Below are 13,982 nucleotides of genomic sequence, written 5' to 3' on the forward strand. Positions count from 1 at the left end.
TTTACACCTTCTTTCTATGAGCGTTTAAATATCGATAATTGCCACTAATATCCTTATAGAATTTTACAACATATTGGGGCATGTTTTTACCAAATATTTGCTCAATTTGATTTTTTTGATGATACCCAAATTCCATATACAAATCACCGCCGTCAGATAAATGTTTATCGACGACTTTGGAAATGCGTTGATAAATTTCTAAACCCTCATTTTGACCGTACAGGGCCACTTCTGGTTCATACTTTTTAACACTTTCATCCATGACATCTTTTTCCGAAACGGCAATGTAAGGTGGATTGGACACAATGATATCAAAACTTTGATCTGCCAAATTATCAAATAGATCACTTTGTACAAAAGAAATGTTTGCACAATCGTAGATACTAGCATTTTTTGATGCCACACGTAATGCTTCATTTGAAATATCTGAAGCGACGATCTGACTATCAGAAAAAGCTAGGGCTAAGGAAATGGCGATCACGCCGGAACCAGTTCCGATGTCTAGGATTTGCAAGTTCTTCCTATTATTATCACTGATCACTTGATCAACCATTTCTTCAGTTTCTTGACGAGGGATCAATACGTTTTGATCAACGTGAAATTTTCGCCCCATAAAATATGCTGAACCTAAAATATATTGAACAGGTTCATCATTCAAAAGACGTTGTAACCCTGCTTGAAATTTCTCATCGATATCAGAAGGAACTAGATCATTGCGATGTAATTGTAGCTGGGTATAGTTAAAACCCGAAAGTTCTTCCATCAAATACAGGGCATCATCAGAAAACTTTCCGGCTTCTTTCAGCATTAAAAAAGCCCTATTAAGGGCATTAGAATAACTTAGTCTCTCCACTTTCGATTTGCTCCAACTTCTTAGTTTGATCAAATACGACTAATGCATCGATAATTTCGTCAAGATCTCCATTCATGATCCTATCTAATTTGTTCAATGAAAGTCCGATCCGATGATCAGTCACACGATTTTGTGGGTAGTTGTAAGTTCTGATCCGTTCGGAACGATCACCAGTACCAACGGCTGATTTACGCTGTTCATCATATTCACTTTGATTTTGTGATTCATAATAATCATAAACACGTGAACGCAAAATCTGCATCGCCTTTTCACGGTTTTGTTGCTGTGATCTTTGGTCTTGCATAGCAACAACGATACCTGTTGGCAAATGGGTCATCCGCACAGCAGATGACGTCTTATTGATATGTTGTCCACCAGCACCAGAAGAACGATAAACATCAGTTCTGATATCTTTGGGATCGATATCAACGTCAACTTCATCATATTCAGGCATGATAGCAACTGTGGCTGTTGAGGTATGGACCCGACCTGCGGACTCAGTTGCGGGAACTCTTTGTACTCGGTGAGCTCCATTTTCGTATTTAAGCTTTGAATACACCCGATTACCTGTGATCATCACGGCAACGTCCTTGTAACCACCGACTTCAGTATCATTTTCATCGATGATCTCAAAACTCCAGCCTTGTTTTTCAGCATACTTGGAGTACATACTCAATAGATCACCGGCAAACAAGCTGGCTTCATCACCACCAGCAGCACCACGGATCTCCATAATAATATTCTTATCATCGTTAGGATCTTTAGGAAGCATCAGCAAAGTAATGTCATGTTCAACTTTATCCAATTCTTCCTTTGATTCATTCAATTCATCTTTAGCTAAAGCTTGCATTTCGGCATCATCAGTTTCCCGGAGGATCTCATCGCTGTCAGCAATGCTCTTCTTTAACTCTTTATATTTCTTAAAAGCAGCAACGACATCACGCATGTCGGCTTCTTCTTTAGAAAGTTTCATGTAACGTTTAGTATCATTGATAACTTCTGGATCACTCATTAATTCTTGCAATTCGTTGTATCGATCCAAAAGTCCTTCAAGTTGATCAAAAATTTTATCCACTTTAAGAATCCTTTCTCTTACTCATTTAACATTGGAGGATGATTATAGTGACGACGGCAAACGGGATAATACATCTCGTTTCCCCCGATAGCTATTTGATCCCCTTCATATACTGGCTTGCCGTTAGCCATACGCATATTCATGGTAGCTTTTTTCTTACAAAACCAGCAGATCGTTTTCATCTCTTCTAGTTTATCAGCATATAGCAGCAAATACTTGGATCCATCGAATAATTCATTACGAAAATCATTCTTTAGGCCAAAAGCCATGACCGGGATCCCTAACTCGTCGACGACCTGTGTCGCTTGAATGACTTGTTCTTTCGTCATAAACTCACACTCGTCGATCAAAACGCAAGCAGCGTCAGTATTTTCCTCTTTAACAATATCATAAACATTGGAATTGTGTTCTAATGCGATCGCATCAGCAGATAATCCAATTCGGCTCGAGATCTTTCCTTTACCAGATCTGGTATCTATTATACTAGTCATTAATATAACTGACTTACCTTGTTCTTTGTAATTGTGAGCAACTTTTAAAATTTCAATTGATTTGCCACTGTTCATTGCACCGTACTTAAAAAATAGTTGAGCCAAATGTCCGCCTCCAAAATTATTTCCTTGAAAATTATACCCAAAACGCTCACCAATTTATATAGTTTCTGTCATTCAGATACAAAATCAGCTAAAATATTATTCATGTGTGCTAAGATATTTTTAATAAATTAATTGAGGTTTGACAATGACACTTAAATCAAGTTTTGCAACACTTACTGGCAAAAGTTCCTATTTCATCTTAAGTACCTTCTTTAACGGGGGATCTTCATATCCTGGCAAGATCGCCTACAAGATCGATCCAGATATTTTAGGAACTTTAGGCAAAAATTATGAACTGATCGTAGTTACTGGTACCAACGGTAAGACCTTGACTACTTCATTGATCAATAAAATGTTAAAGCAAAAATACGACGATGTTTTGACTAACCCTACTGGCTCTAACATGGTCCAAGGTATCGTCACTAGTTTTCTGACTCACCACAAAACTAGCAAGAAGCCTTTGGCGGTCTTAGAAGTTGACGAAGCAAACGTTGAGATCATTTGTCGTTACATTAAACCTAAGTATTTCGTTTTAACAAATATCTTCCGTGATCAAATGGATCGTTACGGCGAGATCTACACGACTTACCAAAAGATCCTTAACGGTATCAAACTAGCTCCTGAAGCTACCATCATCGCTAACGGCGATGCCGCGATCTTTTCTTCTAAGGAATTACCTAACAAAGTAGTCTATTATGGTTTTTCTGATAAAGGTTTTGAAGACACCGATATCAAGGCTCCCACTAATACAGATGGCGTATTGTGTCCTAAATGTGACCATATCTTGCATTACCACAATATCTCATATGCCAATCTTGGAAGCTACTTCTGTCCAAATTGTGGATTCAAACGTCACCAATTAGATTATCAAGTTACCGATATCAAGACTTTATTACCAAACAAAACCGAATTTTCAATCGATGAGAAACCATTCACCATGAATATTGGTGGAAAGTATAACATTTACAACGCCTTGGCTGCTTATGCTGTTGCTTCAGAACTCGGCATTAGTACCGAGCAGATCAAAAAGGCCTTCTCCTACGATGAAAAAGTCTTTGGTCGTCAAGAGACTATCAACGTCGATGGCAAAGATGTCAATATCATCTTAGTCAAGAATCCCGTTGGACTAAATCAGGTTATCGAGACCATTTTAAGCGACAAGTCCGATTATTCGCTTGCGTTCTTGTTGAACGCCAATTACGCTGATGGGATCGACACGAGTTGGATCTGGGACGCTAATTTCGAAGACTTCGATTATGACAAATTACCGCTTGTTATCACCGGTGGCAAACGAGTCAAGGACGTTACCTTCCGCTTCAAGATCGCCGGTTTAAATATGGACAAGAATATCGAAACGACTGAAATAGAAGATTTCGTTAAAGCATTATCTAAGGTACCAACCGACAAAATTTATGTTTTAGCTACTTATACAGCCATGATGAGCTTGCGAAAAGTTCTCAGTGAAAAAGGCTACATCAATAAAAAATAATTCCATGTTTTTTTAAGAAATAAATCCCACCAGATCAAGCATCTTGTTCAATCAAAAGATGTCGATCTGGTGGGATTTTTTATTTGCAGTTAGAGAACGTGATCTTCTTGCAGAAAACTATTCAAGACAGTATCTCTTCTATTCAGAAATATTTGATTATTTTCGATCGGATGGACCCGATTAGTCAAAACGACCATGGCCGTTTGATTTTGATAGTCTAAAGCAATGAAATGTCCAGTATAGCCAGTGTGGAATAATACCTGACCGCTCCCGTCAGGTTTGATATCCCATCCCAACGAACGCCCAGGGTTTAGCTTAGTAAAATTGTGATACAAAAATTGAAATCTAGGTTCAAGCATGATCTTCGAAAACTTCATGACATCACTCAAGGTCGAAAACATCCCTGCGGAGCCACATTGAGCTCCTAATTGGCGAGCTTTCGGATCGTTTGGGATACCAGTTAAAAAGCTACCATTGAGCTTATATGTCGGTATACAGCGACTTTCCACTGGTTCAAAGGTCGTATCCTCTAATTCCCACGGTTTTAATATTTGTTCAACGATAGCTTGTTGAACAGGTTTTTGATAAATTTTCTCGACTATCAATCCTAAAAAGATCAATCCAGTATCAGTATACTTGACCACTCTGTCAAAATTAGCCGTCACTGGCAGATCCAATAAGGCTTTTATCAATTGTTGAGCATCCAATTTATCTCGATCTGGAATATAACCATCGATCCCCGAAGTATGCGTCAGCAAATGAATCAACTGGACCCTATTATCTTTAAATCCTGGTAAATATCGATTCACCGGATCATCGAGGTGAATTTTATTTTCAGCGATCATTTTTAAGATCAATGGGATCGTCCCCATAACTTTAGTCAGCGACGCTAAATCATGCAGTTCATCTCCTACCAAAGCTTCCTTGTCTAGTTGCCACGATTTATTTCCATAAATATCAGTTTCGCTCTTATTGCCACTGATGAAACCATAGCTTACCCCAGGAACTACCTGCGAGTTGACTAGATCTCTGATCTGGGCTTTAGTTTCCAAAAAAATATTCATGATCGATCTACCTTTCTATTTTGGAGAAATAAAAAAAGACATGCTTAACATGTCTTTAATTATACCAAATATTTCTACATAACCACATTTCCGGCAAATTGACTATTGTAAAGATCAGCATAGAAACCGTTCTTAGCCATCAATTCGTCATGATTACCAGTCTCGACGATCGAACCTTCATTCATCACGATGATCTTATCCGCATCACGAATAGTCGACAATCGATGGGCAACAACAAAACTAGTCCGATTTTTCAATAGACGTTGCATAGCGTGTTGGATATGAACTTCCGTTCTCGTATCAACGGACGAAGTAGCTTCATCTAAGATCAAAATTTCGGGATCAGCGACAAAGGCACGTGCGATAGTGATCAATTGACGTTGTCCTTGAGAGATATTTGAAGCTTCCTCATTGAGGACCGTATCGTATCCATCAGGTAATTGACGAACGAAGCTGTCCACATGGGCTGCCTTAGCTGCTGCGATGATTTCATCGTGGCTAGCATCTTGATTACTATATTTCAAGTTGTCGTAAATAGTCCCAGTGAAGAGCCAAGTATCTTGCAAGACCATGGCGTAGTGACTTCTGACGTCATCGCGGCTCATGTTACGGATATCGCGACCATCAAGCTTGATCGAGCCACCTTTAACATCATAAAAGCGTTCGAGCAAGTTGATAACAGTCGTCTTACCAGCACCGGTAGGGCCTACGATCGCGATCATTTCACCAGGCTTAACATTTAAGTTATAGTCTTGCATCAATAATGGTTTGCCATCGTATCCGAAATCCATATGATCCAAAATGACTTTATCATCTGTTTGAATGTCAGAAACATCAACAGGATCATCATTCATTTCAGGTTCATCGATAACCTCAAAAATACGTTCAGCAGATGCGACAGTTGCTTGGATCGTGTTAGCTAAGTTAGCTAATTGAGTGATCGGCTGCGAAAATTGATTCATGTATTGAAGGAAAGCTTGGATATTACCTAAAGCGATTCCCCCATTGGCTACTTGAATACCACCAAACATGGCAATCAAAACGTATCCTAAGTTATTGATCAAAGTCATTAATGGCATGATGATACCAGAGATCATTTGTGCTTTCCAAGAAGCTTTATACAAAGTTTCATTTTCTGCATCAAATTGGGCAATAGCATCTTTTTCGTGGTTGAAACTCTTGACCACCACGTGACCAGCATAATTTTCTTCAACTTGATTGTTCAATAAACCAAGTGATTTTTGTTGTCTGGCAAAAAACTTTTGTGATGAAGGAGCAACTAATCCAACGACGATCAAACTTAGCGGGATCGTTGCTAACGCGATCAACGTCAGTTGCCAACTGATCGTAAACATCATCCACAAAACACCGACGAAAGTCACGGTACTCGTTACTACTTGGGTGATACTTTGCTGCAAAGTTCCGGCGATATTATCCATATCGTTGATCGCACGTGACATGATATCTCCGTTTGAATGCTGATCATAGTAACTGATCGGCAATCTTCTCATCTTTGACTTCAAGTCACGTCTTAATTTGTAAACCGTTCTTTGTGAGACACGAGTCATCACAAATTGTTGAATAAAACTAAATAAAGCGGAAGCCATGTACATCAAGAAAACGATAAAGATAATTTGCTTGATCTTACTAAAGTCGATCGGAAATTGATCAACCTGGATCCCAGCTTTTTGCTGAGCAACACCATTCATGAAACCTTTGTAGATCTCAGTCGTGGCTTCACCTAATACTTTTGGAGTCATTACTTGGAAGATCGATGACAAGATCGCCAAGATCAAGACAATAATTATTCCCCAAATATAAGCCGACATGTAGGAAGCTAAACGTCTAATCGTCTTCCAAAAATGCTTGGCTTTTTCTGGTTTTGGACCAGCGCCACCACCATGTGGACCCTTTGGCCCGACTGGATTAGAAGACGTTGTTTCTTTATCTTTAGCCATTATTGCCCTCCCTTATCTGAGACTCAATAATTTCTTGATAAGTCTTATTATTTTCTTTCAATTCTTCATGGGTACCGAGACCGACCATGTCGCCGTCATCAATAACGAGGATCTCATCAGCGTCAGCAACAGTTGATATTCTCTGACCAACGATCACAACAACACTGTTATTGATCTTCTCATCGGCTTTTAAGGCTGTCCGAAGATTGAGGTCAGTCTTGAAGTCAAGTGCTGAGAAGGAGTCATCAAAGACATAAATTGAAGCATCTTTGACCAAAGCTCTGGCAATCGCTAATCTCTGCTTTTGCCCACCGGAGAAGTTATCTCCACCTTGTTCAACAGGTGCATCTAGTTGTTTTTCTAGATCTTTAACAAAACCATCGGCTTGCGCAATTTCTAAGGCGTGCCAAATTTCATCATCCGTAGCATCGTCTTTACCATAAAGCATGTTGCTACGGATCGTTCCTTTGAACAGCACTGCTTTTTGAGGGACCATCGAAACTTGGCGGTTAATATCTTCAGTATTCAAGGCCTTAACATCGGTCCCGTTGATCATGACCACACCAGTTTCAGAATCATAAAACCTGGGGATCAAGTTGATCAAAGTCGTTTTACCGGATCCAGTACCACCAATGATGGCCAAAGTTTGACCTTTTTCCATCTTAAAGTTGATATTAGTAAGAGCTAACTTCTCCGCACCTAAGTAGCGGAAGTTCACATCATCAAACTCTAATGAGGCTTCTTCTTTGACCTTGGCAGGTTTAGCAACAGTATCGATCTGACTCTCTTTTGCAAACACTTCTTGAATACGTGCAGCAGAAGCTGAAGCACGAGGGATCAAGACAAAGATCAATGATAAGATCATAAAACTCATTAAGATTTGCATTGCATAAGTCATGAATGCAATTAAGTTACCAACTTGCATAGTTTGATTAGCAATATAGTGAGCACCTAACCACGTAATACCAATGTTAGTACCACTCATGATCAAAGTAACGAATGGCACCATCATTGCCACGATCGTATAAACTTTGATAGCATTGTTAGTGTAATCGTCATTGGCATTTTTAAAACGATTTTGTTCAAATGTATCTTGTCTAAATGCTCGAATAACACGGACACCAGTTAATCCTTCACGGAAGATCAAGTTCAACCGATCAGTTTTCTTTTGCATCGCTTTAAACAGTGGCACGGCAAAGTACATCACACCACCAACGACGATGATCAAAGCTGGGATCACGATCAAAAAGATCTTGGTCATCGGACCATTTTTTTGATAAGCCATGAAACTAGCCCCGATCAACATGATCGGTGCCATGATCATCATTCTTAGCATCATGACGATAACATTTTGAATTTGCATAACATCATTTGTAGTTCTAGTTGTTAGTGATGAAGTATCGAAAGCATCGAATTCATCGTGCGAAAAGTATAAAACTTTTCTAAATAAGTCTGAACGTAGTTTCTGACCTAAACCTTGAGAAGCTTGTGAGGCTAGAAAAACATTCCCAACAGAAGCTAAGACCGTCAGTACAGATACGAAAATCATCTTCATACCGGCGGAAATAATATAACTAGTCTGTCCTTTGGCAATACCGTTATTAACGATATCCGAAGTAATGTTGGGCAAATATAATGAGGCGATAACTTGTACGATCATAAACAGGATCGAACCAATTACCTGCCAAATGTTTAATCGTCCTCGAACTATCTTAAACATTCATTCACTCCCTTTTCCTTTGACTAAGCAGTCATTCTAGTATTAAATCACTAAATGCGATAAAATTCTATAAATAGAACAAATAAGGTGGACTATCATTGACTAATAAAAATACTGAACCTCAATTATTTAAAAGTCTATTTCATATTATAGCCTTTATTCTGCTTTTTATAGTAGAACAAATTCCATTGAGTATTTTAGCACTTCCAAAAGCTAGTTTAGGAAGCAGCTATCAATCATATATCAAAATGGCACCAATAATTTCATTAATATTGATGATAATCGTTGGATTCATTTTGTATTTTACATACAAAAGATCCAAGCAATTCACCACCCAACCTTTCAGCATCAAAACTTGGATCACAATAATTGCTGGTATCGTCGTCGCTTTGATTATCAATTACGGCTTGATACCATTTATGAGAGCACAAAATACTAATGTTGATACCTTAAATATGATCGGACAAAATAGTCAGATCATCTTGATCTTTTCGGTGTTAGTAACTGCTCCAATTTTTGAAGAGTTGCTCTTTCGTGGCTTGATCATGAATTGGTTTTTCGTTAATCGACCAATGATTTCAATTTTGATTTCAGGGTTAGTCTTCGGTTTTGCTCATGCACCGATCAGTAGCAATACTGATTGGGTCTACGCTATATCCAAGATTTTGCTCGGACTCGTATTAGCCATTGTCTATTACAAAACGAAAAATATTAAGGCAAGCATGACCGTCCATTTTCTAAATAACTTCTTATCTATTGTATTGGCGATGTAAAATGAATAAACAACAACAGAAATTAAACCAAACTATCCAAAATGCGATTCGAAGCATCTTAATGTATACCATTTTAAGTCTCGTTCTGCTTGCTACAGGGGCGATACTTCACTGGCAATTGTTCGAATACGTCTCGATCGCATCAGCAATTATTGCGATAATATACGTAATTTACTTAGTTTATTTGTTAATTCTTAAACGTAGGTTAAAAAAATAAAAAAACCATATTGACACTACAATAGGTTTCACGGTATAGTTATTTGTGTTGTTTGATTGCCCGTTGGTCAAATGGTTTAAGACGCCACCCTCTCAAGGTGGAGTTATGGGTTCGATTCCCATACGGGTGATAATTTAAGTATTTTATAACATTTTCATTTTTATAAAAGAGCTGTAAACGTTGAGTTTACGGCTTTTTTATTTTTTGCATATTCTAAAGCATTCTAGATTTTTATATAGTTGTCACACAAGTGTCACACAAATCACGCAAAAAAAGACCCACACCTAAATTAATAGATGTGGGTTGTTATAATTTTGCAAATAAAAAAAGCCCTACTTGACAAAGGCAAATGACAAGCTAGGCTTCTACTAGAACGGCAAGACTACTGAGCGTTGTAGTCAAGAGATACGAAACATTCAAAACTTAATACAAGTGAATCTTAACAAATTATGTAGCAAACAGTCAAATTTTTTTCACTTTTCTCTTTCTTTTTGATAATATCTTAAAAGAGGACATGCACTGCGCTTCGTTCTCGTATGTTTGTGCTCTACGAAGAATAAATAGTTCTCAAATGGAGGTACGAACATGAAAAATTTAATACAATTTTTTGTTACACATGGATTCGAGTTGTTCACACTTGGCATAGCTATCATTGCCGAGTTATTAATCGCAATTTTTATTCATTAGTCAGCAGTGCGGCAGATGTGGGATTGAGCCCCCGCATCTGCTTTTTTGTGTTTACACAATAACACATACTTTAATTTATATCCAATAAAAAAGCCCACACCTAAATTAATAGATGTGGGTATTATTTGATTGCTCAAATACAAAAGAAGAAAACTATTGTAATTTGATTCAAACCGGACTGTGCATTTTCTCAATTAATAATTTGGCTTCTTAACATCATAGATGTTATATTTACAAATTTTTGAATAATTACCTCTAAATCGATTATTAGGATAAATTTGATGATGAATATCGATAAACAAAGGATAAAAATAAATATGGTCACCAACTTTATCAATGCCACATATCACTCTGACACCACCGGAGTTGTTGGCGGCTACTTCCCATAAGGTTATTTCCGGGTCTAAATCAAATTTATTTATTTTTTTTACAATTCTTGTAATTAAATTTGTTTTATCATCCCCAATAACATGGCAATGCTGGTATTTACCTTGTAAAATTTCCATTCCATGTTCCTTCAAAAATGGAATAGTTTCCACCATTATTACCTTAAGAACAGCGCACATCTCTTGATAATCACGATAAAAATTATTGAAATCTTTGAGATCAACAGAATCAAGCCACTTCGGATAAGCTGACAATTCGACGCTTATATTTTCATGGGTATCAATTTTGTTAAATTGACTATCTACATTATTCTTAGGAGCTATGTTATTGAGCCGTTTTCTTTTCGATCTAGAAATTTTTAAGCAACCCTTTCAATGTAACATTTAAAAATATCCTTATCGGATATTGCGGATGTGCTCGCTGATAAAGGTGTCGCATCTCCTCTAGCTTTTATCCACGGTGCTTCTCTGTGAGAAAGGTTTTCTAACTGATCTGCAGTAAAAGTCCCATATTCGTCCCAAACTTGGTTTAAAATGTCTTCAACATCATCAGGTAATTCAACAACTTCCCCATTATATTCAGGAATATCGTTGTACCCATAAGATTTGTATTTAGAATAAATATCGTGTAAAACTGGTCCGTGAGCCCAAGCTTCAAAGGTATCATCAAACAACTTGTTGTCCAAATGATCAACATCATCATTGGTAAGAGTTAACACCCAGGAATAAGCATAATATAAAATTTTTTGTAACTTTTTAGGAGATAAACTACCTTTTTTCAAATACCAGTTTGCAATTTGTTGTGCTGTAAATTTGCTATCTGTCATATGAATCCCTCCACTCAGCGCAATTATAAAGAACAATATCTGACTTACTATTTACTCATGCTGATTATATCATCTTTCATCAGTAACGCATACTACGACCTTTCAAAAAAAGCCCACACCTAAATTAATAGATGTGGGCTATTTTTATTCTTTAGATAAAATATCTATCGCACTTTTTACAACTTCATTTGAGAAAACTAATTCTTCACTACGCTTTAAAATATCTTTTTCTTCTGTGGAAGATAACTTGTTCACATATATATTGTTAATATCAATATTATATTTTATATCGTTTTTCATCATATCCATAACAACATCCTCCTGTCGTTGAAACAAAGCATACTATCAAAAGAATAATTTTTCAAGAATTTTCTTCTAAATCATCATCTCGTAGCTTTTCTAACAAATTCCATTCACTATTATCGTAATTAATCTTTGTATTATTTAAAATATAGTTCCCAAAATCTTTATAATCTTTGTCTTCCATCTTATCTAAGGTAGCCAAATATCTAGTCTTTTCAACTAGCTCTTTTTTCAAATGTTTTCTGTATTGAAAATCATATTTGTTAGAATGCAAAAATATGAGAGTCGTTACCATTGCTGTCCTTTTGTTTCCATTATTAAAAGATTGAAACTTAGCTATCTTATACCAAATGAATGCTGCTTTCATTGAAATGGTAGGCAAAAAATCATATCCAAAATTCACAGATTCCTTCACCCTTTCAAGAGTGTATTTAATGTGATCCGGTTGTTTTAAACCATACCACCCGTATACTCCCTTTTCAGAATAAATTTCCTGTGCTTTGGCATTATACTCCACAACATCAGATAATGTGGGAACAATCAATCCAAGTTGAATAAAAAAGAATTTAAATGCCTCAGGCTGTTTTTTACTTTCAAAAATCATCTCGTTTACATGCAACTTGTGTGTTTTGTCGACTATTTGTGTTTTGGGTCTAATTGAAACATTTTCAGTAACAAAGTCTTTATCAAGTTTTATATCTGTAGCAAGACGGACTATCAGCTCATTAATCTGTTCGCTTGATAAATAAGTATTCACAACAATTCCGTCGTACTCTTCATTATTTATAACGAACTTATCAATGTTTTTATGATCGAAGTCAAATGGCACCAGTCTATCTTTAAAATCAAATTTTGTCATGCATTTATTATAACAAAAAAACCACACCTAAATTAATAGATGTGGGTATTATTGTATCTTTATCCCTTGAATCCTGAACCTTGCTGGAATTTAACTGGGATATATTCATCTGTGGAAACTTGGTAGCACCAGCCTACATTAGGTACTTTAAATAGTTCTTCACCGGTTGCCCATGAAGTGCCGCCTTTAAATACTTGGTTGCTGTCCTTAATACTTTGACCTTTAGAATTGTATGCATTAACTCCGTAACCGTCTAGATAGTTAATAACGATCTTGCCAGCCTTGTCAGTTACGGATTGTGGAATGTAAGTGTCTTTACCGATTTTAAAGTACGCTTTTTTATCACGTACTAGAATATCAGCTGATTGCCATGCCGTTCCACTAAGTATATCAGTCCCAATATGAGGAACGCCTTTGCTATTTGTTGCGGTAAATGCTTTGAAGTAGTCAGCTGTCACAGTCACCACATTATTAATAGTGGCTTTCTTCTCTGGTTCGGGCTCGTCATCAAATCCGTTTGCAAGGTCATATGCTAGCTGTGATTTAGTGATACCCATGCTTGCAAAGTAAGGGTAAGGATCAACGTGGTCGCCGCCAAAATTATTTGTAACCCATTGGTGTGTCTTGATTCCATTGCCCCCACCATCTAGAGTGAGTGGGATACCGTAAGCATTAGCGTAGTAGCGAGCTACTTCCACATACAAACGATAGGCTTCTCTAAATTGTTGCTTGTCGCCTGTTCTTGCAAACTCAATTTGTACGGGGGCATAAGGGTTAGCTGTTAATGCTCCCCATGATATGTAGCCTGGTTCACCGATTTGGTAAATTTGCGCCTTGCCATCCATATAACCAACGAAAAACTGGACGTAAGCGTTGCCGTAATTGTTGTGCATATACTGTACTTCATGCAGTAACGCTTGTGAATCTCGCTTGTCGTTATCGTTTCCAGATTCGTGGAGGATAATAAACCGGTTAGAAGCTAGCCGTGTATCACCTTGGTAATCGCCTAGTGTGTATGTCTTATTAATGATATTAGGGTTAAACATATTTTATCCTTTCATATCCAGATTTTTTTGTTTTTTGGTTGGTTTCCACTCTGTCGAATATCCACCGGCAATACCTTTGATACCAGTGAATAATCCAGCTGTGGAAGCACCAACTAGGAAACCAGCAAG

At 37.3% G+C, this 13,982-nt stretch carries 13 protein-coding genes and 1 tRNA gene; 3 read left to right on the forward strand and 11 right to left on the reverse strand.

All coding sequences use genetic code 11. From position 1 onward, the window contains the following. Nucleotide 1: 1 nt before the first annotated feature. From prmC to EKM78_RS04310, 3 genes are read right to left on the reverse strand one after another with little or no spacing between them, the layout of a single operon-like run. Nucleotides 2-853 (reverse strand): peptide chain release factor N(5)-glutamine methyltransferase, encoded by an 852-nt coding sequence (gene prmC, locus EKM78_RS04300; protein ID WP_125769728.1) that lies wholly within the window; start codon nt 851-853, stop codon nt 2-4. Next, nucleotides 831-1,928 (reverse strand): peptide chain release factor 1, encoded by a 1,098-nt coding sequence (gene prfA / locus EKM78_RS04305; protein ID WP_125769730.1) that lies wholly within the window; start codon nt 1,926-1,928, stop codon nt 831-833. The genes prmC and prfA overlap by 23 nt, the downstream gene beginning before the upstream one ends. Before the next feature lie 17 nt (nt 1,929-1,945). Further along, complete coding sequence (locus tag EKM78_RS04310; protein ID WP_125769732.1) at nt 1,946-2,524, reverse strand: thymidine kinase; 579 nt, start codon at nt 2,522-2,524, stop codon at nt 1,946-1,948. A gap of 145 nt (nt 2,525-2,669) precedes the next feature. Between EKM78_RS04310 and EKM78_RS04315 the strand changes: the two genes are divergently transcribed. Then, entirely contained in the window at nt 2,670-4,013 is a 1,344-nt protein-coding gene (locus tag EKM78_RS04315) for a Mur ligase family protein (protein WP_125769734.1), read from the forward strand. A gap of 89 nt (nt 4,014-4,102) precedes the next feature. On the opposite strand, the gene EKM78_RS04320 is transcribed toward EKM78_RS04315, so the two are convergent. The 3 genes from EKM78_RS04320 to EKM78_RS04330 form a co-directional block, all read right to left on the reverse strand. Beyond that, a complete protein-coding gene (locus EKM78_RS04320; RefSeq protein WP_125769737.1) occupies nt 4,103-5,077 on the reverse strand; it encodes a serine hydrolase domain-containing protein in 975 nt (324 codons plus the stop codon). Nucleotides 5,078-5,151: 74 nt separating this feature from the next. Further along, complete coding sequence (locus EKM78_RS04325) at nt 5,152-7,035, reverse strand: ABC transporter ATP-binding protein (RefSeq protein WP_125769740.1); 1,884 nt, start codon at nt 7,033-7,035, stop codon at nt 5,152-5,154. Further along, nucleotides 7,028-8,755 (reverse strand): ABC transporter ATP-binding protein, encoded by a 1,728-nt coding sequence (locus EKM78_RS04330; protein ID WP_125769742.1) that lies wholly within the window; start codon nt 8,753-8,755, stop codon nt 7,028-7,030. Before EKM78_RS04330 ends, EKM78_RS04325 begins: the two co-directional genes overlap by 8 nt. Before the next feature lie 98 nt (nt 8,756-8,853). Here EKM78_RS04330 and EKM78_RS04335 point away from each other — a divergent pair, with 98 nt between their 5' ends. Continuing rightward, complete coding sequence (locus tag EKM78_RS04335) at nt 8,854-9,528, forward strand: CPBP family intramembrane glutamic endopeptidase (protein ID WP_125769744.1); 675 nt, start codon at nt 8,854-8,856, stop codon at nt 9,526-9,528. A gap of 274 nt (nt 9,529-9,802) precedes the next feature. Beyond that, nucleotides 9,803-9,875, forward strand: a tRNA-Glu gene (locus EKM78_RS04340). Between the two features lie 751 nt (nt 9,876-10,626). Here the strand turns inward: EKM78_RS04340 and EKM78_RS04345 are convergent. From EKM78_RS04345 to EKM78_RS04360, 5 genes are all read right to left on the reverse strand, one after another. Beyond that, entirely contained in the window at nt 10,627-11,073 is a 447-nt protein-coding gene (locus tag EKM78_RS04345; RefSeq protein ID WP_125769746.1) for a hypothetical protein, read from the reverse strand. A gap of 104 nt (nt 11,074-11,177) precedes the next feature. Next, the gene (locus EKM78_RS04350) at nt 11,178-11,645 is read right to left on the reverse strand and encodes a Panacea domain-containing protein (RefSeq protein WP_125769748.1); all 468 of its coding nucleotides are present in this window, start codon (nt 11,643-11,645) and stop codon (nt 11,178-11,180) included. 144 nt (nt 11,646-11,789) lie between these two features. After that, nucleotides 11,790-11,954 carry a hypothetical protein gene (locus tag EKM78_RS12540; RefSeq protein WP_164507197.1) on the reverse strand — a complete coding sequence of 55 codons (165 nt, stop codon included), beginning with the start codon at nt 11,952-11,954 and terminating at the stop codon, nt 11,790-11,792. A 52-nt stretch (nt 11,955-12,006) separates the two neighbouring features. Then, nucleotides 12,007-12,807 (reverse strand): type II toxin-antitoxin system death-on-curing family toxin, encoded by an 801-nt coding sequence (locus tag EKM78_RS04355; RefSeq protein WP_125769750.1) that lies wholly within the window; start codon nt 12,805-12,807, stop codon nt 12,007-12,009. A 59-nt stretch (nt 12,808-12,866) separates the two neighbouring features. Next, the gene (locus tag EKM78_RS04360; protein ID WP_125769753.1) at nt 12,867-13,853 is read right to left on the reverse strand and encodes an N-acetylmuramoyl-L-alanine amidase; all 987 of its coding nucleotides are present in this window, start codon (nt 13,851-13,853) and stop codon (nt 12,867-12,869) included. Between the last annotated feature and the right edge of the window lie 129 nt (nt 13,854-13,982).

The sequence above is a fragment of the Companilactobacillus furfuricola genome, assembly GCF_003946325.1.
In the GTDB taxonomy this organism is placed as follows: Bacteria; Bacillota; Bacilli; order Lactobacillales; family Lactobacillaceae; genus Companilactobacillus; species Companilactobacillus furfuricola.